This is a genomic window from Ignavibacteriota bacterium, assembly GCA_016218045.1.
In the GTDB taxonomy this organism is placed as follows: domain Bacteria; phylum Bacteroidota; class Ignavibacteria; order SZUA-365; family SZUA-365; genus JACRFB01.
In genome coordinates, this window is the sequence record JACRFB010000040.1 from 78654 (window position 1) to 102840 (window position 24187).

The 24187-nt window shown below is 63.4% G+C and carries 17 protein-coding genes; 7 read left to right on the plus strand and 10 right to left on the minus strand.

Going from position 1 to position 24187, the window contains the following annotated elements:
- Nucleotides 1–11: 11 nt before the first annotated feature.
- From kdpB to HY962_10130, 4 genes are all read left to right on the plus strand, one after another.
- Nucleotides 12–2114 (plus strand): potassium-transporting ATPase subunit KdpB, encoded by a 2103-nt coding sequence (kdpB, locus tag HY962_10115; GenBank protein MBI5647274.1) that lies wholly within the window; start codon nt 12–14, stop codon nt 2112–2114.
- Nucleotides 2111–2473, plus strand: coding sequence for a hypothetical protein (locus HY962_10120; protein MBI5647275.1), 363 nt, complete (start codon nt 2111–2113; stop codon nt 2471–2473). Before kdpB ends, HY962_10120 begins: the two co-directional genes overlap by 4 nt.
- Before the next feature lie 77 nt (nt 2474–2550).
- Nucleotides 2551–5238 carry a sensor histidine kinase KdpD gene (locus HY962_10125; protein MBI5647276.1) on the plus strand — a complete coding sequence of 896 codons (2688 nt, stop codon included), beginning with the start codon at nt 2551–2553 and terminating at the stop codon, nt 5236–5238.
- Nucleotides 5228–5926, plus strand: a complete 699-nt coding sequence (locus HY962_10130; protein ID MBI5647277.1) for a response regulator transcription factor — start codon at nt 5228–5230, stop codon at nt 5924–5926. The genes HY962_10125 and HY962_10130 overlap by 11 nt, the downstream gene beginning before the upstream one ends.
- Nucleotides 5927–5949: 23 nt before the next feature.
- Here the strand turns inward: HY962_10130 and ruvX are convergent, their stop codons facing one another.
- From ruvX to HY962_10180, 10 genes are all read right to left on the minus strand, one after another.
- Nucleotides 5950–6375 carry a Holliday junction resolvase RuvX gene (gene ruvX, locus HY962_10135; GenBank protein ID MBI5647278.1) on the minus strand — a complete coding sequence of 142 codons (426 nt, stop codon included), beginning with the start codon at nt 6373–6375 and terminating at the stop codon, nt 5950–5952.
- Between the two features lie 63 nt (nt 6376–6438).
- Nucleotides 6439–6846, minus strand: coding sequence for an integration host factor subunit beta (locus HY962_10140; GenBank protein ID MBI5647279.1), 408 nt, complete (start codon nt 6844–6846; stop codon nt 6439–6441).
- Nucleotides 6847–6870: 24 nt separating this feature from the next.
- The gene (locus HY962_10145; GenBank protein MBI5647280.1) at nt 6871–9117 is read right to left on the minus strand and encodes a bifunctional (p)ppGpp synthetase/guanosine-3',5'-bis(diphosphate) 3'-pyrophosphohydrolase; all 2247 of its coding nucleotides are present in this window, start codon (nt 9115–9117) and stop codon (nt 6871–6873) included.
- 229 nt (nt 9118–9346) lie between these two features.
- Nucleotides 9347–10306, minus strand: a complete 960-nt coding sequence (locus HY962_10150; GenBank protein ID MBI5647281.1) for a metallophosphoesterase — start codon at nt 10304–10306, stop codon at nt 9347–9349.
- Nucleotides 10307–10444: 138 nt separating this feature from the next.
- Nucleotides 10445–11260 carry a tRNA pseudouridine(38-40) synthase TruA gene (gene truA, locus HY962_10155; protein MBI5647282.1) on the minus strand — a complete coding sequence of 272 codons (816 nt, stop codon included), beginning with the start codon at nt 11258–11260 and terminating at the stop codon, nt 10445–10447.
- Nucleotides 11261–11328: 68 nt separating this feature from the next.
- Entirely contained in the window at nt 11329–12351 is a 1023-nt protein-coding gene (locus HY962_10160; GenBank protein MBI5647283.1) for an aldo/keto reductase, read from the minus strand.
- An 87-nt stretch (nt 12352–12438) separates the two neighbouring features.
- A complete protein-coding gene (locus HY962_10165) occupies nt 12439–14556 on the minus strand; it encodes a hypothetical protein (GenBank protein ID MBI5647284.1) in 2118 nt (705 codons plus the stop codon).
- Nucleotides 14553–17438: a hypothetical protein gene (locus tag HY962_10170; protein ID MBI5647285.1), complete on the minus strand. Its 2886-nt coding sequence runs from the start codon at nt 17436–17438 to the stop codon at nt 14553–14555. The genes HY962_10165 and HY962_10170 overlap by 4 nt, the downstream gene beginning before the upstream one ends.
- Nucleotides 17435–19189 carry a family 10 glycosylhydrolase gene (locus HY962_10175; GenBank protein MBI5647286.1) on the minus strand — a complete coding sequence of 585 codons (1755 nt, stop codon included), beginning with the start codon at nt 19187–19189 and terminating at the stop codon, nt 17435–17437. Before HY962_10175 ends, HY962_10170 begins: the two co-directional genes overlap by 4 nt.
- A 27-nt stretch (nt 19190–19216) precedes the next feature.
- Nucleotides 19217–21226, minus strand: coding sequence for a hypothetical protein (locus tag HY962_10180; GenBank protein MBI5647287.1), 2010 nt, complete (start codon nt 21224–21226; stop codon nt 19217–19219).
- A gap of 497 nt (nt 21227–21723) precedes the next feature.
- Here HY962_10180 and prfA point away from each other — a divergent pair, with 497 nt between their 5' ends.
- From prfA to HY962_10195, 3 genes are read left to right on the plus strand one after another with little or no spacing between them, the layout of a single operon-like run.
- On the plus strand, nt 21724–22809 hold the full coding sequence (gene prfA / locus HY962_10185) for a peptide chain release factor 1 (GenBank protein MBI5647288.1): 1086 nt from the start codon (nt 21724–21726) through the stop codon (nt 22807–22809).
- The gene (gene kdsA, locus HY962_10190) at nt 22806–23657 is read left to right on the plus strand and encodes a 3-deoxy-8-phosphooctulonate synthase (GenBank protein MBI5647289.1); all 852 of its coding nucleotides are present in this window, start codon (nt 22806–22808) and stop codon (nt 23655–23657) included. Before prfA ends, kdsA begins: the two co-directional genes overlap by 4 nt.
- 35 nt (nt 23658–23692) lie before the next feature.
- Entirely contained in the window at nt 23693–24175 is a 483-nt protein-coding gene (locus HY962_10195) for an HAD-IIIA family hydrolase (protein MBI5647290.1), read from the plus strand.
- Nucleotides 24176–24187: the final 12 nt, after the last annotated feature.

Below are 24187 nucleotides of genomic sequence, written 5' to 3' on the forward strand. Positions count from 1 at the left end.
AGGTGACTCACATGACACAGCATTCGAGACCCGACACCCGCCCCTCCGTCGTATTCAACCGCGGCCTGTTGACAGGTGCGCTGATAGACGCGCTGCGGAAACTGGATCCGCGACTGATGATGCGCAATCCCGTCATGTTTGTTGTGGAGGTGGGAGCCCTGTTCACAACCGTCCTCTGGGTGCAGGCGCTCGCAGGCCACGGCGAAGATGCTTCATCGTTCAGCGGCGCGGTGAGTCTCTGGTTATGGTTCACCGTCTATTTCGCTAACATCGCCGAAGCGATCGCGGAGGGACGTGGCAGGGCCCAGGCCCACGCACTGCGCGCGAGCCGGCGTGAAGCGTCGGCGGTGCTGCTCGCTTCACCCGATCCGGGCGCGGAACGACGGGAGGTTTCGTCGAGCATGTTGTCCCGCGGCGATATCGTGATGGTGGAAGCCGGGGGCATGATACCGGCGGACGGTGAAGTGATAGACGGGGTGGCATCAGTGGACGAAAGTGCCATCACGGGAGAAAGCGCGCCGGTCATACGCGAGGCGGGAGGCGACCGCAGCGCCGTGACCGGCGGCACCACGGTGCTGTCGGACTGGCTGATCGTGTCCGTTACCGCGGAACCGGGTTCGGGCTTCATCGACAGGATGATCCGGCTTATCGAGGGGGCGCGCAGGCAGAAAACACCCAATGAAATCGCACTCAACATACTGCTCGCCGCGGTCACCATCATTTTTCTTGTGGTCTGTGCGACACTTCTTCCCTTCTCGCAGTACAGCGTGACGGCGATGGGCAGGGGCGAACCCGTCACCTTCACGGTTCTGATCGCCCTTCTGGTCTGTCTCATTCCCACAACCATCGGAGGCCTGCTCTCAGCGATCGGCATCGCGGGCATGGACCGCATGCTCCGTCACAACATCATCGCCACATCGGGCCGCGCAGTCGAGGCCGCCGGCGATGTCGACGTGCTGCTTCTCGACAAAACGGGCACCATCACACTCGGAAACCGCATGGCCACCGAATTTGTGTGCGCCCCCGGTGTGACATCCGAGCGCCTCGCGGACGCCGCCCAGCTTGCGTCGCTGGCCGATGAAACTCCCGAGGGACGGTCCATCGTCGTGCTCGCGAAGGAACGGTACGGTCTGCGTGCGCGGGACATTCAGGAGTCGCATCTCCAATTCATCCCATTCTCGGCGCACACACGTATGAGTGGTGTGGATATCGTGGGCGCCGAATACAGGCCGACCCGAAGTATACGCAAGGGCTCGGCAGGAGCCATCCGCTCATTTGTCGCAGGCAACGGCGGCACGTTCCCGCAGCAGATCGATGCCCGGGTACAGGATGTAAGCCGCAACGGCGAGACGCCGCTCGTTGTGGCGGAAGATGCCGAAGTACTCGGGGTGATCCGGCTGAAGGACATCGTCAAGGGCGGCATCAAGGAGCGATTCACGCGGCTGCGGGCGATGGGCATCAAGACCGTGATGATCACAGGCGATAACGCCCTGACGGCGGCGGCCATCGCCGCCGAGGCCGGAGTCGACGACTTCCTCGCGGAGGCGACCCCGGAGGACAAACTGACGCTGATTCGCAAACACCAAAGCGGCGGACACCTCGTTGCCATGAGCGGGGATGGCACCAACGACGCGCCCGCGCTTGCGCAAGCCGACGTGGCAGTCGCGATGAACACCGGCACACAGGCCGCGCGCGAAGCGGCAAACATGGTGGATCTCGACAGCAATCCCACAAAGCTTCTGGAGATCGTCGAGATCGGCAAACAGCTCCTCATGACACGCGGAGCACTGACGACTTTCAGTCTGTCGAATGACCTCGCGAAGTACTTTGCCATCATTCCCGCGGCTTTTGTCGGCACCTTTCCCGCGCTGAAGGCGCTCAACATCATGGGCCTGGCGACCCCACACAGCGCGATACTCTCGGCGGTGATCTTCAACGCCCTCATCATCGTCGCACTCATCCCTCTTGCGCTGCGCGGCATCCGCTACTCTCCCGCGGATGCCGCAACGCTGCTGCGGCGCAATCTCCTGATCTATGGCGTGGGCGGACTGTTCGTGCCGTTCATCGGCATCAAACTCATCGACGTGTTTCTCGTCGCGATAGGTGCGTCATGACACTGCCCGCATGGATCACACGCCTCATCCGGCGGCGCCCCGCGCATACGCCGCCCTCACCACGCACAGAATCTTCCGTGGCGCGCGCGCTTCTCGAAAGCAGGGCCTGTACACGACTGCAATGGCTTCTGGAAGCGCGGTTCGGCGACGCCGTGCATCTGGTACCCGATCCCGATCGTGTGGCGGCGGATCCCGTGCTGCGTGTCATTGTGCGTGTGACGGGACGTCACCTGGCGCAGCAGACGCTGATCATCCTGTACATCATCCGGCATGTCATGGAATACTACGGGCTGCCGTTTCAGGCCTCTATTCAGAGCACGGATGCGCAGCCACATACGCGTGCTGACCGTGTCCGCTGACACGTCACACAATCGCGTGCGCCTCACGATGCGGTGCACATCGATTCTCACCCGGAATTTTGATAGGTTGCGGCGTAATGGACGTTGATGGAACACGGCCGGACCCCGACTCGCTGCTGCGCTCGATGAAACGCGCGGAAGTGCGGGAGAAACGCGGGCATCTGAAGATTTTTTTCGGGATGTGCGCGGGTGTGGGCAAAACCTACGAGATGCTCCGCACCGCGCGCGAGGCCCTGATCCGCGGCACGGACGTGGTGGTGGGATACGTCGAAACACACGGGCGGACTGAAACGGAAGCGCTGCTGCAGGGTTTGGAGACGGTGCCGCGGCGCGTGGTCGTTTACCGCGGCGTCACGATGGAGGAAATGGATCTTGACGCGATCCTTGCCCGCAAGCCGTCGCTGGTGCTGGTGGATGAACTCGCACACACGAACGCGCCGGAAAGCAGGCATACGAAGCGGTATCTGGATGTGCTGGAACTGCTCGACAACGGTATCGACGTGTGTACGACTCTCAATGTGCAGCACATCGAAAGCCGCGCCGACGCCGTCGCACAAATAGCGGGCATCGTCGTGCGCGAAACCGTTCCCGATTCCATCTTCGAACGCGCCGACGAGGTCGAGGTCATCGACCTGCCTCCCGACGAGCTGCTCACACGCCTCACGGAAGGAAAAGTATACTCGGCCGAAAGATCCGAGCGTGCGCAGCGGCATTTCTTCCGACGCGGAAATCTGACCGCTCTGCGCCAGATGGCGCTGCGCCTCGCCGCCGAGCGCGTGGATGCCCAGATGCGCGAGTTCCTCGCGGCCGAACGTATCGGCGGACCGTGGAAAACGGGTCAGCGGCTGCTCGTCGGCATCACGCCCGGACGTGATTCCGTGCAGCTCGCACGCTGGACCAAGCGTCTCGCGACCATGTTGCGCGCCTCGTGGATCGCGGTTTTTGTCGAGCGGTCGCCATCGATGCCGCCGGATCAGCGCGAACAATTCGCGCGCAACATCGAACTCGCGCGCGAGCTCGGCGCGGAGATCATCACCACGGCGGATCAGGATGTGGCGGCGGCCCTGGTGCGCGTCGCGCGCGAACAGAACGCGACAACAATCATAGTCGGCCGCTCGCCCCGTCTTGCATTCTGGCGAAAAAACATCGTCGCCGGCATCATGGCGCAGAGCAGGGATGTGGATGTGTACGTGGTCGGAGGCGACCCGGCGGCACACTCACGGCCGCTGTCGCCACTGGCCGGTCTGACCCGCCGTTCTCCCGTGCACCACTACGGCATCGCCGCCGCGATCGTCGCCCTGCTGGCCACCGCGTGTTATCCGCTCGCACCGCATATCGGCTATCAGACAGTGGCACTTGTCTTCCTCCTCGCTGTGACGATTCTGCCTCTCCGGCTGGGGGTCGGACCCGTCATTCTGGCATCGACACTCAGTGCGCTTTTCTGGGATTACTTTTTTATTCCGCCGCGCTTTACCTTCGCGATCGCGCTCCCGCAGGACATGCTCATGATCGCCGCCTATTTTACCATCGCGGTCGTCACGGGCGTGCTGACGGTGCGCGTGCGCACGCGCGAGCGCTCGGTGCATGCGCGCGAGCATCGCGCCTCGGCGCTATACTCTTTGACACACGATCTCTCCTCTGCGCTCGATCAAAACAACGTGGTGCACGCCGCGGCGGGGCACATCAGAAAATACCTCGATGCGGACGCGACGTTTTTCCTCAGCGATCTCGACGGGGATTTTGTTCCCGTGCCACATCAGGGCAGCGCGTTTTTTCCCGACACGAAAGAAGTGGCCGTTGCCTCGTGGGTGCACTGGAATGAAAAGCGTGCGGGGAAGTTCACCGACACCCTTTCCTCCGCCGATGCGACCTATTACCCGCTCTCCGGACCACGGTACACACTGGGCGCTGTCGGCATACGAACCGTTTCAGGCGAGCGCCTGACACTGGATCAGGAGATACTTCTGGAAAACTTTCTGCGGCAAATCGCCACGGCACTTGACCGCGAGTTTCTGAACGAGATGGCGAAAAAATCCATCGCGCTCGCCGAATCCGAACGGCTCTACACCACGTTGTTCAATTCCATCTCGCACGAAATCCGCACGCCGATCACCGCGCTTCTCGGGAGTGCAGAGGCGCTCTCCGATGACACGATCTCAGGGAATCCGGGTCTGCGTCGCGAACTTGTCACGGAAATCCTGCACGCGTCGGAGCGGCTCGACCGCACGGTGCAGAACCTGCTTGCCGTCACCCGTCTCGAGGCGGGCCGCGTGGGGGTGGACGCCGACTGGCTCGACCTGCGCGATGTGGTGAATGCGGCCGCATCGGAGCTTGGCGACTCGCTGCACGAACATCCTTTCGTGATCGACATCGCGCCCGCGGTTCCTCTGATCAAGGCGGATTTTACCCTTCTCCAAGTCGCGCTGTCGAATCTGCTCAGAAACGCGATGCAACACACTCCCGCCGGGACGCGTGTCTCTGTGTCAGCCCGCATTTCGGGCGACCAGATTGTGGTGACAGTGGAGGACGAAGGGCCGGGTTTCGATTCAAGCGTCCTCGCGCGCGCCTTCGAGAAATTTGTGCGTGGAGCGAATTCGGGCACGGGTGGAATCGGTCTGGGGCTCACCATCGCGCGCGGCTTCATCGAGGCACATCATGGGTCTCTGCAGGTGGACAACAGGCCCGATGGAGGAGCGCGCTGCGTCGTGCGCCTGCCCGCCGGACCAGCACCGCGACAGGCAGAGGGGGCGCCGGATGAGCAATGATCACCTGATTCTCGTCATCGACGACGAGGTGCAGATACGGCGCCTCGTGCAGATCACACTCGAATCCGCACGCTTCCGGACGCTGCTCGCAGCCAGCGGCGCGGACGGTCTTACCGCAGCGGCCATGCAACACCCTGATGCGGTGATCCTCGATCTCGGCCTGCCTGACATGTCGGGCGAGGCCGTGCTCGCGCGCCTGCGCGAATGGTCCGACATCCCGGTACTCATCCTCTCGGTGCGAAATGCGGAACGCGACATCGTCTCGCTTCTCGACGCGGGAGCGGACGATTACCTTACGAAACCGTTCAGAAGCGGAGAACTGATTGCGCGCCTCCGCAGCGCGCTGCGGCACAGGCCCGGGATGCAGCGTGAGCAGGTGTTCCGCAGCGGCGGACTGTCGGTGGATTTGACCACTCGCCAGGTATCCGTTCACGGCAACGCGGTCAAACTGACACGCACCGAGTACAACGTGCTCGCCCTCCTCGTCCGCAACGCGGGACGCGTCCTTACGCACCGCTACATTCTCGAGCAGGTGTGGGGCGAGGCGTTCGTGGAAGAGACCGAGTACACACGGGTGTACGTCGCGCAGCTCCGGAGAAAACTGGAGGATGATCCGCTACATCCGGTGCTGATCTGCACGGAATCCGGCATCGGTTACCGGCTTTCGACCGGAGAAGAAGCCGCGTAAATATCGAAGCAGTGCGCGCGGACTCAGCGTCCGCGCATGTTCGCGCCGCGGTCGAGGAAACCTTGCAGCAGGTGCACCGCCGCGATCTCGTCGACTTTCGCCTTGTCCCGTCTTTTTGCGCGCCCCACGCCGAGATCACGGATCGTCTGCGTCGCCATCGACGAGGTGAATCGTTCGTCGAATGTCTCGACAGGCAGTTCCGTTCGCGCACGAAGCGCCTCGACGAACGCGAGCACAAGGGTTGTGACCGGGCCGTTCTCACCCTGCAGGGTGAGCGGCAATCCGACCACGATGCGTCCGACGTTCCTCTCCGCGGCCAGCGCGAGGATCCGGTCGATGAGATCGGGTCCGGCGCCAAACGTACCCGCACCGGACGCGATGATACCCATCGGATCGCTGACGGCGAGGCCGATGCGTTTTTCTCCATAGTCGATCGCGAGTGTGGTCATGCGTTCACACGTCCGGTGGGCTGAGACCATCCGGCCGCGGCCGGGATGACGCTGAATGCCCCTTCAGCGCGCAAGGAAATCGTCGGCGGTGCCGGCCGTGGCGAACACATTCGGTTCGCGTTCGACACCGTCCCGCAACATCGCTTCTTCGTCGGCACTGAGCGGCTGCGTCAGGAAATTTTTCAGCAGTTTGCTCGGTTTAAAATGTGTTTTACGTCGCGGCGGAACATACACCTTGTCCCCTGTTTTCGGATTGCGCGCGCGCGGCTTTGCACGGGTCAGCTTCACCTCGAAGACGCCGAAATCACGCACCTCTAGGCGCATCTCGGGGTCGGCCGACATCAGCAAATCGCGCACGGCTGTCAGAACGCTTTCGACCCAGAGGTCCGCGTCCTGCGTCTTGATTGAGTGTGCCTCGGACACCCGCTTGGCGATATCCTTGCGGGTGAGCGTGGGAACCTTGTTTTTCATGAGGTGTGATTCCTCCCGGGGGGGTTATGCGACATCGACATACCGCTCTGCTATCGACACACCACGCACTTTTTTGACCCGTTCAATAAGGCGTTGCAGATGGTCGAGGTCGCGTACAGTGACCAGCACCGACCCGTGGAACGACGAGGTCCCGGGCAGTGCTTCGATGTTCACGCTTCGGATGTTTGTGTTATTGTAACTGGAAATGGCGAGCGCAATCTCGTTGAGGACGCCGGGGCGGTCGTCGCCCTCCATGCGTATCCCTCCGAGATATTCGCCGGTCGGTGTCAGCGGCCACGAGATTTCGATGAGCCGGTCGCGCATCGACTGCGTGGATGTATCGCCGTCGCTGAGCAGGCGCAGGATGTTGCGGCAGTTGCTGCGGTGAATCTTGATGCCGCGCCCCTGCGTGACAAAACCCACCACCTCGTCGCCGGGCAGAGGGCTGCAGCAGCGGGCGAAGTCGAACTGTATGTTGCCGGTCTGTCCCTGTATCAGTATGCCCTGCTCTTCACGCGCGGCCTGCGCGTACTGCTCGAAGACCTGCGCGCGGTCGGCCGTGGGCAGCGTGATATCGACGTCTTTCGGACGTGACTCGTCTATGGTGCGCAGTATGTCGTCGGCGGTCAGCTCGTCGTTGCCGAGGGCGATGAACAGTTTGCCCGGACTCGAGAAGCCGAGCCGTACCGCGGCGCGATGCAGTTCGTCGTCGTGGATGTCCAGACGCAGGCGCTTGATCTTGCGGTCCCATTTCTCGCGCCCCTTTTGCTGCCGGATTTTTCCCTGCTCGCTTATAAAGCGGCGTATGTCCTTTTTTGCGCGCTGTGTGACGACCGACTGTTCCCAGTCGGGACTCAGGTACTGATTGCGCGAGGTGATGACCTCCACCTGATCTCCGCTGCGCAGGCGCCTGTTGAGCGGCACGATGCGCTGATTCACTTTTGCGCCGATGCAGTGAATGCCCACTTCGGAGTGGATCGCGAAGGCGAAGTCCACCGGTGTCGCGCCCGTCGGCAGCACGATCAGATCGCCTTTTGGTGTAAACACCACGATCTCTTCCTGGTACAGGTTGCGCTTGAAACCGTCGATGAGCAGCTCGGCGCTGTCTTCCTCGCCGCCCGCGGGAGCGGCCTCGAGAATCTCGCGCACCCAGGTGCCCCAATTTTCGAAGGCGCTCTGTTTGTACTTCACACTTTCCTTGTAGGCCCAGTGCGCGGCGATGCCCCGTTCGGCGATGTCGTGCATCTGCCGCGTGCGGATCTGCACCTCGACCATTTTTCCCTCTGGTCCGAGCACCGTCGTATGAATGCTCTTGTAACCGTTTGTTTTCGGCAGCGCGATAAAATTTTTGTACCGCTCCGGGATCGGGGTGAACAGTTCACACACGATGGCGTAGGCGAGATAACAGCCCTTTTCCGACTCCGAATCGAGGATGATACGCACGGCGAAGAGGTCGTAGATTTCGTCGAGTGTCTTGTTCTGTTTGAGCATCTTGTTGTAGATGCTCCACATGTGTTTCGGTCTGCCGCTGACTTCGGCCTTGAGTCCGTTTTTCTCGAGTTCCGCGCGAATCGGCCGCATGACCCGTGTGAGGTAGTCCTCGCGATCACGCCGCTTGGTGGAGAGCTGGTCCTTCAGTTTCCGGTACGGTTCCTCGTAGAGATACTTGAAGGCCAGATCCTCGAACTCCCATTTCAGACGGCCCAGACCGAACCGGTGCGCGAGCGGCGCGTAAATCTCGAGCGTTTCCCGGGCGATGCGCTTCTGCTTGTCGGCATTCATGTATTCGAGCGTGCGCATGTTGTGCAGGCGGTCGGCGAATTTCACAAGGATCACGCGCACATCGTTGAGCATGGACACGAGAAGCTTGCGATAGTTCTCGGCCTTGGTCACTTCCCTGCTCTGGAGGATGTTCGAGATTTTTGTCGCGCCGTCCACAATATCGGCCACATTGGATCCGAATTCCGCCTGAATCGAATCGTATGTGCACGTTTCGCAGTCCTCGATCACATCGTGCAGCAAGGCGGCCGCCACAGTCACATCATCGACAGGAATTTCCTGGGCAACAATCATCGCCACCGCGACGGGATGTGTGAAATACTCCTCCCCGGAATGGCGCGCCTGGCCTTCATGTGCCGCTTCGGCAGTATAAAATGCACGACTGATGAGATCGGTGTCGACCGTCCTCATGTTGCTTGTGCACACTGTGAGAAGCGCTTCCAGCATCTCTTTGTGATTTGCCGAGGAAGCGCCCGGTTTTCGTGCCGTCATCCCACTCATGCGCCGTTTTTTAGCGTCGCCGAATAACATCGAATCTGAGCTTCTCCAGCACTGAATATAAAGGATTTAGGATGAAAGTCAAGCAGAAATGCACCAACCTGCTCACTTGATTCATTTCAGTGCAAGGTAATAGGAGTTTCTGCACTCCGTCACGGGTACAGTGTATGGCCTCCCGATCCGACAGCACTCGGAACATGGAAATGCGCGTGATATTGGAGGATCAGAGACGAGTGGAGAACAGGACCTGACCATCCGTGTCGACACACTGCACGAGCAGTGCATCCTTGTTCACCTGCAGCCACAGGAAACCCCTGACGGCCGCTGCAAAAAGCGTATTCGCCGCCCAGCGCGTATCGCGTGCCCTCACCGCCGCGCCGCTGACAAGGTATCCGACACTGTTTACGCGTGATAACACCTGCAGGTCGTTGTCGCGTCCGGCGAGATAGGCATCCACGCGATGTTTTTCGAGGATGGGTTTCACATGGCGGATCATGCCCAGTGTATTGCCATTGCGGCCGTTGGAATACACGGGATGATGCCCGAGCACGATGTGGCGTTCCTCCTTCGACGAAGCGCACACGGAATCGAGCCATGCCACCTGCCTGCTCCTTTCGGTCTCGGCGGCGGCGAGCAGACCCGGCGTATCGATGCCCGTGATGCGCACATGCAGCGAGCCGTCTGCGCTCGAGAACACGGTGGTCCAGTTACGCGCGGGCATGTTCCAACTGATCGTTGCATTTCGGCTCCGGTAGCGTGTCTGCGCGTCCACATCGCCCTTGGCGTCGGCCATGCCGGGCACCGCCCAGAGTGGCGTCTTCAGTTCCGCCGGGCCAAACACACTTTCGAATTTCGACTCCCACTGCGGATCATCGATGCCGGCAACTCCACCATCGAGGAAATTGCCGCCCGCGGCAAGTACAGCCGCGACAGGATCGTCCTCGTGTTTCCTCGCCAGCCCTGCTGCAAGCGCGCGCAGTTCCTTCGCGGCGCCGCCCCAGTCACCGATCACCACAAAGGCGAGGGCGGGAGCCGGCAGCCGGTCGCGTGTCTCGAAGGCGGGGAGCTGCGCGGGCGCGCCTTCAACAACGCCCGTCTGCGCCACGCAGGAAGGAGCGCACACACACACCACGACTCCCACCACCATCACGTACACTACACGCATCGCCCATGCTGCACGCATCACGCACCTCACTCTCGGAAAATGAAACACACCCTATTGTACCGAAAACACATCACAGGTGAAACACCCCGATGCAGATCTGTCTGATCGCGCGCCTGTGGCACTTCGGCGGACAGGCGTCTTCCCACTCCCTACCCCCTACTCCCTCCTCCCCACTCCCTCCTCCCTCCTGTCGCGGCACCGCGCCATCACAGTGCGCATCATCGCAAACTCCTCGGGATCGTAGCGCACTTCGGTCAGCACAAGTCCCTGCGGCGGAGCAAGCATCGGTGTCAGCGCGCGATCGCGCGCCGCGAGAATGCCCTCCATGTCGCCGGGATCGAGCCGGCCCCGCCCCACCTGCATGAGCCCGCCCACGATCGCGCGCACCATTCCGTGCAGAAAGCGGTTCGCGCGTATTTCGAAGCGGCCCTCGGGTCCGTCGCTGTTCCATGCGGCATCGAACACATGGCAGAAGCAGTGTTCGACGTCGTCGGACTGTTTCGAGAAGCTCGTGAAATCGTGTGTGCCGGACAGCGCGGGCACCGCGTCGAGGATGCGCCCGTGGTCGATGCGGCCGTGCAGTATCCAGCGCGTGCGCCGATCGATGGATGCGCGTCTGCTCGTGACCGTGTACACATAGGCGCGTGATGAGGCCGAAAATCGGGCATGGAAGTCCGATTCCACGCGCGCGACATCGTGTATGGTCACGTCGGGCGGCAGCATCGCGTTGAGTGCGCGGCCGATGGTGTGCGTGTCGAGGGTGGTCTCGGCGTCAAAATGCGCCACCTGACCACGCGCGTGCACGCCCGCGTCGGTGCGTCCCGCGCCCGTCACACGCACGAATTTCTGAAACAGCCGCGCCGCCGCCGTTTCTATTTCCTGCTGCACCGAACGCCCGTTGGGCTGCGTCTGCCAGCCCACAAAATCACCGCCGTCATATTCGACGGTGATCCTGTGCCGATATGCCTGCACGTGATCCACGGGAAAAAGGTAACGGAAAATCGGCGCGCCCGCAATGCGGTGGCACGCGCCGAAGCGGACTACCGGAGCGCGTCGATACGGTCGCGGTAGCCGCCGTACACGAGATCCACGGTGTTCGCCGACTGCAGAAACTCGTGAGGGAAACCGAGTGGAATGGCGCTCGCCTCGTCGAGGCGGCGGAGCTGTCCCTCGTCGAGGCGGACGTCGAGGCAGCCGAAATTGTCGCGCAACTGTGCAGCGTTCCGCGTGCCGAGAAGCGGGATGATGACACCCGGCTGCTGCCGCACCCAGCTCAGCGCCACATGCGCGGGCGTACATCCGCACTCGTGCGCGATGTCCATCACGATCCGTGAAATGGCGAGATTCCTCTCGTTCACCGTTTTAGAGCCGGCCAGCCGCCCCTTCTGCGCCGGATCGACATTGTACTTTCCGGAGAGCAGGCCCGAGCCGAGCGCGCCCCAGGGCATGACAGCCAGATCCAGTTCACGCGCCATCGGCAGCAGATCGCGTTCAGGCGTACGCTCGAGCAGACTGTACTTGAGCTGCGTAGCGGCGAAGCGCGTCCACCCGCGCAGATCGGCCATGGTGACGAGACGCGAGATGACCCAGGCGGGCGTGTCGGAGATGCCGATGTAGAGCACCTTGCCCGCGCGCACGAGATCGTCGAGTCCACGAAGCACTTCCTCGGGCGGCGTCATGAAGTCCCACGCATGAACCCAGAACAGATCCACGTAGTCCATCTTCAGGCGTTTCAAACTCGCGTCGAGCGCCTGCATCATGTTCTTGCGGCCGTTGCCGCTTGCGTTGGGATGGTCCTTCGATGTATAGAGTGTGTACTTTGTGGCGACAACAAACTTCTCGCGCTCGGCGCCTATGAATTCACCCAGATACCGCTCGCTTGTCCCCTCGGTGTAGCGGTTGGCTGTGTCGAAAAAATTTCCGCCCGCCTCGACGAAGGCATCAAATATCGCGCGGCTTTCGTCCTTCGATGCGCCCCAGCCCCATTCCTCTCCGAAGGTCATCGTGCCGAGAGCAAGTTCCGATACGCGCAATCCGGTTTTACCCAACAGTTTGTACCGCATGTTTTTGCTCCGCTTCTCTTTCGTGATTCCGTTTTGTTCCTAAAAGAACACGCGCACCGCGTGAGGGCGTTCCTTCGGCAGTCTCCGTCACCGCGTGGTGATCCTGCATTCTTCAGACCAGGTCGAAAACCCGCCGTGTGCATACACGGCCCTCACGCGGCAGCGTGTGACACCTGTACGCGCGGGAACAACGGTGAAAGTCGAGCCGGGATGCGCCACCGAGCCCGTCGCGGTGAACGGACCGTCGCCCGCCGCACATTCGATTTCGTAGCGGCCCGGCGCGGCGGCATTGTCCATGGCGGGTTCCCGATTCGGCGCCCATGAAATGATGCCGCGTGTGGTGTCGGTCACGCGCAGCAGCGTCGGCTTCGAGGGTGGGAACTCGTCGAGCGCGCCACGTTTGACACGCACGCGCAGCGCTCCGGTGCGGGCATCGCGATCCAGAACCTGGATGCCGAGAGGGGCTCCGTCCGGCAGCGTAAAACGCGTCCTGGCCCACACGGCAAGCGGCGGATTCGACCAGGGTGTGAGTACATCGCCGGGCTGAAACACATCGAAGGCATCACCGACATTGTCGGTGGCGGATTCTGTGGAATCGGCACAATTGCTGCACCCGAGGTACGGTCCTATCGCGCGCGGCTGTCCGCCGGGCGTGGGCCAGTATCCGGCGAGCCAGTGGCGATTCGGATGCGCCGCGATGTAGATACGTTCGCGTTCGTCGTAGCCGCCGAAGGCGTCGGCGCTGTCCTTTTCAATCGCGGTGTACGCGTTGCTTCCGCCACGATCCCGTACCAATCTCCACCGGTACCGTCCGTCGGCGCACACGATGCGCGCACGGGTGTAAGGCAGACTCGCGTCCTCGGCGATGATGTGTGTGACGAGCAACCCGGGGGCCAGCCGCGCGCCTGTCGCATGATACGGCACACGCCGCGCCTCGAACGGTCCCTTCCAGCCGCGGTTCTCGAGCACGAGGAATTGCGGACTTCCCTGCAGCGCGATGCGCGCGGCCTGCGTGCCGCGGCCCATCGTATGAGGATCCTCGAGCAGCAGCACGCGGTCGGTATCGGACAATCCGACCTCACGCAACGTGCCCGCGCCCGTGTTCACCCAGCCGAGCCGCATCCGTTCGTACGCGAGCATGTTGCCGAAAGTATTGCCCGTCGTGACCGCGTATGCGGTGAAGTAACTGGTGTACCGCGTGGTCGAAAGCGAGATGTCGCTGTTGCCCAGATGCGACGGTCCGAACAGGTAATGGCCCATCTCGTGGATCAGCTCGCCGAAAATACGCGGCTGTCCTTTTGCTCCCGCCACCGTATCGTTCAACGTCACCGGCTTGCGCGCGCTCGCGCCGAAACTCATCACACCACTGCCACGCCCCTCCACAAATCCCGCCGTGTGATTCACCGCAACGCCGTCGAAGCGGAGCTGCGGACCGTTCACGTTAAAATCCGCCGACACGCGCGCATAATCGCGGTATCGCGCGCGGCGCGGATCACCCTCGGGGAAAGGATTCTCGCTGTGTGTGCGCGTGAGGAACCAGATCATGTCGGCAAAACCGTCGGGTTTTCTGCGCGCCGCATAATCGTCGGTGGTGGACCACAGGTCGTACTTCCGAAAATCCACCCTGTGTTCTCCTCGCGGATCGTCGAGTTTGCGAAGCGCATCACGGATCACGGCACCGCGCAGTTCCTCGTCGCGGCCCTCGAGGCGCATGCGGTAATATTCCTCGGTGGAATCGAGCGTGACATAGCGCACATCTCCGACGAGGCGGAAGAGTCCGTTGGAATTTCTGCGGAAGTACTCGCTGATGTTTTCGGGATTGCGGCCGATGGCGGACGGTGTGGCATCGACCATGGTTTTTGCCCATGCAGGCAGCCGATCCGGGTCCGGCCACGACTCCGTGCGCAGCGTGTCGCCCGCATACCGCGCAAATACCACAAGCACGCGGAGGAAGCCCGTGCCTGTGCTCGCGGGTTTATGTTTGCCGCCCGATGGGAGCGGTTTCGGCGGCGCGGCAACGGCCACCGGCGTGCGGCCCTGCGCCTGCAGCGCCGGCGCACAGAGCAGCGAGCACAGCGCAAAGGCGGCCAGCATAACGGCGACGCTCCACAGTTCCGAGATCGTTGTCGACGAGCAACAACGCGTGCGCGGGCGTGCCGTGCAGGGACGAGCCGGGGTGGCGGCGACGAAGGGAGAGGGAATCATGGTGTATCACGTTCTGGAGTATCGGATCCGTTATTCTGTTTTAGTGCCGCCATGCGCACCGCGTCGTCGAAGAGTGCGCGGAGGCAGGCACGATGCCGGTGCAGCGCACGTACAAGCGACGTGTCACTCTCGTAGCCGAGCACCGCAGCAAGGGCGGAGCGGTCGTCGGGGAGCAGATTCGACGGTGATTCGAGCGTGAGCCGCAGCGCGGCCTGCAGCGCGCGCAACGCGGCATACGATGCAGCGGCCTCGCGTGCGCGCGCTGCGAGTGGAGGATACGCGAACGGCAGCGCATCGATCGCGGCGAAGCTGTTTGGTGTCCGCAGCGCACCGCCGGATCCCGCAGCCGCGAGCTGGAGTACCTGCACGGCGAATTCGGCGTCGACAAGTCCGCCCTGCGAGAGCTTCACGTCGAAAAAATCCGCCTGACGGAAACGGTTCACGGGCTCCATGCGGCGTCGCATCTCCACGATGCCCGTCAGTGCGGAAGCGTCCAGCGTCACATTGTGAAGGACGCCGGAGATGAAGTCCGCCGTCTCGGCCGCGAGTCCGGCATCCCCCGCCGCGGCGCGCGCCTTGAGCAGCGACTGCTTTTCCCACAGCGATGCGCGGCCGTCGAAGTACCGCCTGTATGCGTCGAAAGATGTTGCGAGCGGACTGCTCCTGCCCTCGGGACGCAGCCGGGCGTCCACCTCGTAGGCGTGAGCGCCGAGGGCGGACGGACCCAGCGCGTGTATCACTGCACGAGCGAGGGCCTGCGCGTCGTCTCCGCCGAAGCGCGGCGTTTCGCGATAGAGAAAGATCACATCGAGGTCGCTGCCGGGCGCGAGTTCGCAGCCGCCGTATTTGCCCATCGCGAGCACGAGGAAGGGGGCGCCGGGCGCGAGCTGTGACATCGCCGCTTGCAGGCAGGCGTCGGCGGTTTCACCGAGCGCGGAGGCATAGGCGGCGATCGGTAATTCGCCGAGCAGGAAGGCCGCAGCGTAGGCGGCTTCGCGATGCAGTTTGAACGACGCGGGATCGGCCGCCGCATCCGTGTGAACCGACCCGCTGAACAGTCCTTCGAGCGCGAGGGGCGCGGCGCCGAGCGCGCGGAGAAGTCCGGGCGCCGCCGAGGCCAGTCGCAGCAGCAGGCGCCGCGCCGGCGCGCGGGAGAGGAATTCGGCGACGGTGCGCGGCGCGGGCGACGCGGCAAGCAGGGCCTCGAGACCCCGCGCGCCGGCGTCGGGCAGCGGTTCGCGCGCAAGGTCCGCGAGCAGCGCGTCGAACATCGCCGACATGCGCGCGCGCTGCGCGCCGTCATGCGGCCGCGAGGCGCGGCCCTCGCGCAGTCCGCGCAGCGCGCGCGCGGTGGTCTCGGTCTCCCGGAAACCCATCACACGCAGCGCCTCGGGTCCGGGCACCGACGCTTGCGCCTGTGCCGCATCGACGGGACCGAGCACCGCATCGGCGCAGCGGGCGACTGCCGCGCGTGTCTCCTCGAGCGCGCGCGTGAATTCGTCGGTGGCCTCGTATCCAAGTTTCCACGCAAGAACGGCGCGCGCACTGTTCTCGCGCGGCACGCGGTGCGTCTGTTCAAACGATTCGAGCTGCACCATATGCTCGACGCGGCGCAGCATGCGGTACCCGCGCGCAAACACGTCGCGCTCCTCCTCGCTCAGCCGCCCCGCGTCCGCCAGCGTGTCGAGCGCGGCAAGCGTGCCCGTGCCCGCGTCCGGCGTCGCGCCAGCAATCAACTGGAGGAACTGCGCGGCGAACTCGATATCGCGTATGCCGCCGCGCCCGTGCTTCACGTCGTCCGCTTCACCCCATCGCGGCGAAAGACGCGCGCGTATGTCGGCCGCTATCTGGGAGGGCGGAGCCGCCAGGGTCCGCGGATGGACAAACGGCCGCAGCCGCTCGAGCATCCGCGCGCCGGCGCCCGCATCACCAGCGGCGCAGCGCGCCTTGAGCAGCATCTGTCTCTCCCACAGCGCCCCGCGCGCCGCGTAATACGACATCGCGGCGTCGGCCGACATGGCCAGCGGACCCGCCGCACCATCGGGGCGCAGCCGCAGATCGGCGCGATAAAACATACCGTCGGTCGAAACCTCGGTGAGCAACCGCACGAGATACTCCACAACCTTCACCGCGGCGCTGAATACCGCCTCGGTGTCGCCCTCGTCAAGCGCCTCGTAGAAAACAACAAAATCGATGTCGGAGCTGTAGTTCAACTCCTCGCCGCCCCATTTGCCGAGGGCAAGGACAACAAGCGGCGGCACACGCAGACCGGGCTGGCGCTCCTTGACGGTGTCGATCGCATGCGCAAGAAGCACCTGCACCACCGCATCGGCCAGCCACGAGAGTTCGCGCACGGTGTCTTCGAGCGCCGTCCCGCGCAATATGTCGCGCGCGCCGATGCGCAGCAGCTCACGGCGCTGATACCGCCGCAGCGACAACACGCGACGCGGAGCCGAGGTGAATCGCGTCCACGCGTCGCGCGCCTCGGCAAGCATGTCTTCACGCGCGGGACGTGTGTCGAGGGCCTCGCTGTCGATCAGCCAGCGGTACAGTTCCGCGTCGCGCACGAGCACATCGGCAAGAAAACCCGAGGTGGTGACAAGCCGGAAGAATGTGTCGAGCAGCAGCGGACGTCGGATACAATCGTCCACCAGGCTGCCCGGACTGAACGACGCATTCAGAAAACGGGAGAGCTGGACTAACGCTCTCTCGGGATCGGGCATCGCGCCGAGCGCCTCGCACACGAGGGTCCCGAAGGCGCTCAGATTCGCCGCGAACCGTTTCCGCGCAAGGTCGAGCAGACCTTCGTACAACTGCCCGCAGCGCGCCGCGTCCGCGCATCGCGCGGCGATGTCCGGCGGCAGCGCGTCGTGTGTTGTCATGGCGCGGACGTGAGTTCGCGAAGCTGCGTCGTCTCGCCGGTCTCGAACACGAGGCGCGCGGCGCGCGGTGGAAGGCGGTCGAGATCGAGGCCCAGCATGTGTGTGCCCGCGTCGATGCGTCCCTCCACGAGCACGGCAAGTTCGGCTCCGTCACCGTCCATGAGGCGCAGGCGCATGTCCGCCGGCGCGGGTAACTGGTATGCGACAAGCAGCAGGCGCTCGCCGTGGAACACTGGTTCGGCGAGGCGCGGCGCCGTGCGGGCGTGCGAGGGCGAGGGTGTGCGCGCGCGGCCTGCGATGAAGGCGCTGGAGCAGGCGTCACTTTCGTTGTTGCAGCGGTCGAGCGCGGTGACGACATACTCGGCCTCGGTGGCGCGCTGCGTATCGCGGTATTGTGTCACTCCTTCTGGCAGCACGGCGAGCAGGACGGGTGCGGCGGCCGCGTCACGTTCCATCCGATATACCGCGCTGCGTGTGACGGTCTCACCGTCGGCCGCGGGCGCGGGCGACCTCCATGTCAGTGTCGCCGCCCCGTCACCGCGTTCAACGCGCAAGGCGGTCGGCGGATTCGGGCGCACGGGATCGCGCCAGGGCGCCGCGGGGGGCAGTATCCGCGTTTCGTACCGCCCCGCGAAAGCGCTGCCGTCGCGCACATGCTCATAGCGGAAATAGGCCTGGCCCGCGGCGCCTGCTGCGCGGCTCACGTCGATCATGTCGCCGATCCAGGGACGCACATCGTCCTTGTACGGGGCCATGCCCGCGATGATGGTCCGTCCCGACGACGCGCGCTGCCAGTCGTGGATCAGCGCGTCGAAATCCACATTGCTGCCGCGTCGTTTGAGCCCCCAGTAGATCTGCGGCGCGAGATAGTCGACGAGACCCTTGCGCAGCCAGCCGCGAGAATCCTGGCCCAGCGCGTGATACCCCTGCCAGCCGCGCGCGTCGGGGATGCTTTCGTAGATGCCGATCGGCGCTGCGCCGAGACGCAGGCGCGGCTTTAATGCCCGCAGTCGCGCCGAGAGTTCCTCGACAAAGGCGTCAACGTTTGCGCGGCGCCATGCCGCGCGCTCGGTCCCGCGACCGAGGCGCCTGTATGTCGCCGCGTCGTCGAAGTCCGCCTCCGGATAGCGCGCGTAGTCGAGATGGATCGCGTCGAGATCATATCGGAGCGCTATGTCCGAAAATAGCCGCACGAGCCACTCGCGCGCCTCGGGGATGCCCGGATCGATCCACTGCTCGCCCTTGTACTCGGTGGCCCACGTGGGTGATGCGTGCGCGATGTGCGGCGGCGTGCTTCGCGGCGGAGAGGCACCGCCGCTCCAGACCTTGAACACGTTCACCCATGCGTGGAGTTCGAGTCCGCGCGCGTGTGCCTCGCTGATGGCGAAGGCGAGCGGATCCCATCCGGGATCCGTCCCGAAACTGCCGCTCAATTCCGCGGCCCAGGGTTCGATGGCACTGCGGTAAAACGCGTTCCCGCGCGAACGCGCCTGGAAATAGACGGTGTTGATGTTCCGCGCCACGAGATTGTCGAGTATCACACGAAGTTCGCGCTGCTGCGCCTCGGGATTCCCGCGCGTCGCGGCGGAAGGCCAGTCGAGTCCGGAGAGTGTCGTGAGCCAGACCGCGCGGCACTCGCGCGCGGGCAGCGTCTGCGCAGGCGCGAGCGGACCCGCAAGAGCCAGCGCGGCGCACAGGCACAGCGCCGCCGCACCACGACGCCGCGCGGAGCGCGGCTCAGTCGCGCGCACGGCCTTCAACACTCCGGCACCCCGCGTTCATCGACGCCCGCGAAGCATGATGCTGCGGAATCCGAGCGCGGCGAGCGAGTCGCGGTAGTGCGACAACGCGGCCTTCTCGAAGGCCTCGCGATTGCGCGTGGAATTCGGAGAGAGAAGGACGGCCTGTCCGAGCAGGCGTATGGCCGCGGTGTGCTCGCGTTTCGCGCTGTACATGTCGCCGAGCGGCAGCATCGCCGCGCCGTAATCCTCCTGCAGCCGCAGAGCCCGCTCGAGAGCGTTGATCGCGCGGGTCGAATCGCCGATGCTCAGCAGGCACAGGCCGATGAGCGTCTGCGTGCGCGCGGATGCGGGATCGAGCTTGTACGATTCCTCGAGCACGGCGAGCGCCTGTTCGTTCAGACGTGAGGCCATCATCGTCGCGGCGCGGACGTTTAACGCGCTGGCCGCCTGCGGCATGATGTGGCTGCGTTTCTTCTTGAACGGCAGCACTTCCATCACCTCGGGCACGCGGATGTCGGAGGTGAACAACGGATTCACGTTCACGACCTCATACTGTTCGCGCAGCATCGCGTAATGCGTGATGCCCACAGCGGCGAGATACGTCTCGAGTTTCCCGAGATCGCCGATGCTGCTCACGAGTTCCGGCGTCAACACACCTGTCACATCGACAACCTTTCTGCCGCTGAAATATCCGATCACGCCCGCGCTCTGCGTGGCGATGAGTGCGTCAGGATTTGTGTTCTGCGCGAGCCAGTGCGCGGCGGCGATCTGCCGCTCGTTGACGTAGCGGACCGCCTTCACATAACTCTCGCGCGAGGGTACGGTGCCCGCGAGTCCGAGCGCGAGCGCCGCGATCGCGAGCAGCATCAGCACCGGACGCGCAAGGCGCTGCGGCGCCTCTGTCCCGAGCTGTTCCGCCAGCAGCCCGAACAGGCGCCGCGCGCCCCACAGTGCAAGCAGGATGAACGCGGGCACGGCGGGCGCGAGATAGCGTGCGTCATCGCGCAGGACGGGAAGGAAGATGCCGTAGGCGATAATCAGTCCCGCGGCGAACACCGCGGGCGACAGAACGGGAATACGCTTCCGCTTCAGGAAACCGCGCATAAGGAGTCCGATCCCCAAAACGGCGGCAAGAATCAACACCGCTCCTTCTGCGCTGGTGAAGTATGTCAACACACCCGAGGCAAAACTCCCGCCGTCGGCATTATGGAAATAGGCCAACTTGGATCCGACAGAATTCGGAAATATGGTTCCGTTCAGTGCGAGGTTGAATACGAGATAGACGAGGAACAGAGCGAACCACACGAACATGCCTCTGCGTGACGCGAGGCGCGTGACCTGCGGATCAGTTGCGTCGGCGGCCGGTCGTTCGGTCACCACGCGGTGGTGATAGAAGAGATGGAACAGCGCCGCGATGAGGAGCACAAGCGCGTCGGGGCGGACCCACAGCGCCAGGCCTGCTAGGGTAAAGAACCACAGCGGTTTGCGTTCGGCATACAGCGCCCATGCGCCGATCGAGAGGGCGATGAACAACATGGTTGCGTGGCCCGAGGCGGCGGCGGCCTGCAAACGCGGATACAGCACAAATAGAAGGGCGGCGGCGAAGGCGATCCAGTCTTCTCCCGGAAACACTTTGCGCGCGAGGCGGAACAGGAACACCGCTGCGGCGGCGTACGATGCGGCTCCGACGATGTACGCGGCGGTGGTGGGACTCGACACGAGCAGTCCGAGCAGCGCCAGCAACAGCACCATCAAGGGCGAGGTACTGCCCGAGAACGACGGGATTGAGGGATGCGGCGCATACACGCCGTGCTGCACGAGGTTCTTTGCAAAGGTCAGCGCAATCCAGGGTTCGTCCGACGGGAATCCCGCCGCCCCTACGCTTTTCGTAAGCGGAAGCACGTAGAACAGCACCGACGCAACGGCCAGCACCGCAAGCAGTCCCATGGCCACCGCCGCCTGCCGTCCGTTCCACGCACCCCAGACCCACGATACGGCACGTGTCTCCGCGCCCTTTTTTCGCCGTACGGCCTTTGAATCACTCATACCTGTTATGTCTCCAATCGTCTCAAGAATCGAGAAATATACGGATTCTCCACGTCTGCTCGGTTGCGCTCTCATATAAACACGTAGACACGGAGCTGTCTCCCGTATCCTGAATCCTAACACCCGTGTGAGGATACAGGAGAAAGGAGACAGGAGGAAGGAACTTGGCCGATGCCTGTCTCCTGTCTCCCGCATCCTGAATCCTCACACCCGCGTGGGGATACAGGAGAACGGAGACAGAAGGAAGGAACTTGGCCGATGCCTGTCTCCTGTCTCCCGTATCCTGAATCCTAACACCCGTGTGAGGATACAGGAGAAAGGAGACAGGAGGAATGAGTTTACACGGTGCATGTCTCCTGAATCCTGTACCCTGTCTCCTCACTCACACTCCATAGGTCGATCTACCATCTACCTATCTACCAACTACCATCTACCCATCTACCACAGAATTTCCGTATATTAAAGGTTGTTCGTTATGAAGGAAATCCCCGCTACCCATGTTTGATAAACTCGATGCAGTCATCGCGCGGTACGACGAACTCGGCGCGCTCATGGGCACTCCCGAGATAGCGTCCGACCAGACCCGATACACAAAACTCGCCAAGGAACGCCGTCAGCTCGAGGCGCTGGTCACCGTGTACAAACGGTACCGCCGCTTGAAACAGGACGAAGCCGGGCACAGGGAAATACTCGACTCCGAGAACGACGCCGATCTCGTGCGCCTGGCGCGCGAAGAGATCGATCAACTCGTTGCCGACATCGCGGAGACCGAGAACGAACTCAAGATCCTTCTTGTGCCGCGTGATCCCAACGACAGCAAGGACGTGATCATAGAAATCCGGGGCGGCACGGGCGGCGAGGAAGCGGCCCTGTTCGCGGGTGACCTCTACCGCATGTACAGCCGCTTCGCGGAAGTGCGCGGCTGGAAACAGGAACTTATCTCGCTCAGTGAATCGGGCGTGGGCGGGATGAAGGAAGTTGTGTTTTCTCTGAGCGGCGACGATGTGTACGGCGCGATGAAATTCGAGAGCGGCGTGCACCGCGTGCAGCGCGTCCCCGCCACCGAGGCGAGCGGCCGCATACACACTTCCGCGGCCACGGTTGCGGTGCTGCCCGATGTCGAGGACGTCGATGTCGAGATCAGCGACAACGATGTGCGTATCGACATCTACCGTTCCGGCGGCAAGGGCGGGCAGAACGTCAACAAAGTCGAAACCGCCGTGCGCCTGACGCACATTCCCACCGGCATCGTTGTGACCTGCCAGGAGGAACGCTCGCAGCTCAAGAACCGGCAGAAGGCCATGAAGGTGTTGCGCGCACGTCTCTACGAACTGAAGATGAGCGAGCAGAACGCCGAGATATCGGCGGCCCGCAAACTGATGGTGGGAAGCGGCGATCGATCCGACAAGATCCGCACGTACAACTTCCCGCAGAACCGGCTCACCGATCACCGCATCGGACTCACACTCTACAACCTCGGCGACATCATCAACGGCGCGCTCGAGGATCTCATCGAAAAACTCAAGATCGCCGACCGCACCGCACGGCTGCAGGAAGGCATCGAGGGAAAGGCACACTCATGAACGCCGCGTCTGTTGCACACATGCACATCGGCGCCGGCGCTCCGCTGGCGCTCATCGCGGGGCCCTGCGTGGTCGAAAGCCGCGACATGACGCTCCGCACCGCCGAGACGCTCCGCCTCGTCGCCGAGCGGTTCGGACTCCCGCTTGTCTTCAAATCCTCGTATCGCAAAGCGAATCGGACCAGCTTGTCCGGATTTACCGGCCTCGGCATGGATGAAGCGCTTGCTGTTCTCGCCGAAGTGCGCAGCACCTTCGGCCTCCCCGTGGTCACCGACATTCACCGCGAGGACGAGGCGACTTCCGCGGCCGAGGTCGCGGACATGCTGCAGATTCCGGCCTTCCTGTCGCGGCAGACCGATCTGCTTCTGGCAGCGGGCCGCACGGGCAAGGCGGTGAACATCAAGAAGGGCCAGTTCCTCGCGCCGGGCGACATGCGCCACGCCGCTGCCAAGGTGGCCTCGACCGGCAACACGAACATCCTTCTCTGCGAGCGTGGTGTCAGCTTCGGCTATCACGACCTCGTGGTCGACATGCGTTCACTCGTGATCATGCGCTCGCTTGGTTATCCCGTGGTGATGGACGCAACACACGCGGTGCAGGTGCCCAGCCAGGGCGAGGCCTCGGGCGGTCGTCCGGAATTTATTCTTCCGCTGGCGCGCGCGGCCGCGGCCGTGGGTATCGACGCGATCTTTGTCGAGACACACCCGGATCCGCGCAACGCGCTCAGCGACGCGGCCAGCCAGTTGCCGCTGTCGTACATCGACGTGCTCCTCGCGCAGGTTGTGGCCGTCGACCGCGCGGCGCGCGAGACCGGCGCGCTGGTGCAGGCGGGAGACTTCACCGAGTGAGACGCGAAAACCCCGCGGCGAAACACGACGCGCGCCTGCGCGACGTGCGCGCCTTTCTCTTCGATGTCGACGGCGTCCTCACCGTGGGTGGTGTCTCGTTCACGTCACAGAGTTTCGAGACCAAGACTTTTCACGTCGCTGACGCACACGGCCTGCGGCTGGCCGTCGACTTCGGCATACGCGTCGGTTTCATCACCGGCTCGCAGTCGCATATCATCGAGCAGCGCGCGCGCGAACTGGGCATCACCGATCTGTACCAGGGATCACTCAACAAGCTCGACGCCTACGAGGATTTTCGCGCGCTGTACAATCTCCGCGACGAGGAGATCGCCTACATGGGCGACTCCATGCTCGACGTGCCCGTGCTCCGGCGTGTCGGCTTCTCCTGCGCCCCGCGCAACGCGCACTCCGGCGTCCGTATCGCCGTCCACTACGTCACCCGCGCCGACGGCGGCGCCGGCGCCGTTCGCGAAGTGGTCGACATGCTCCTGCGGGCCAATGGGCAGGCAGGGGTGTAACGACTCCGCCAC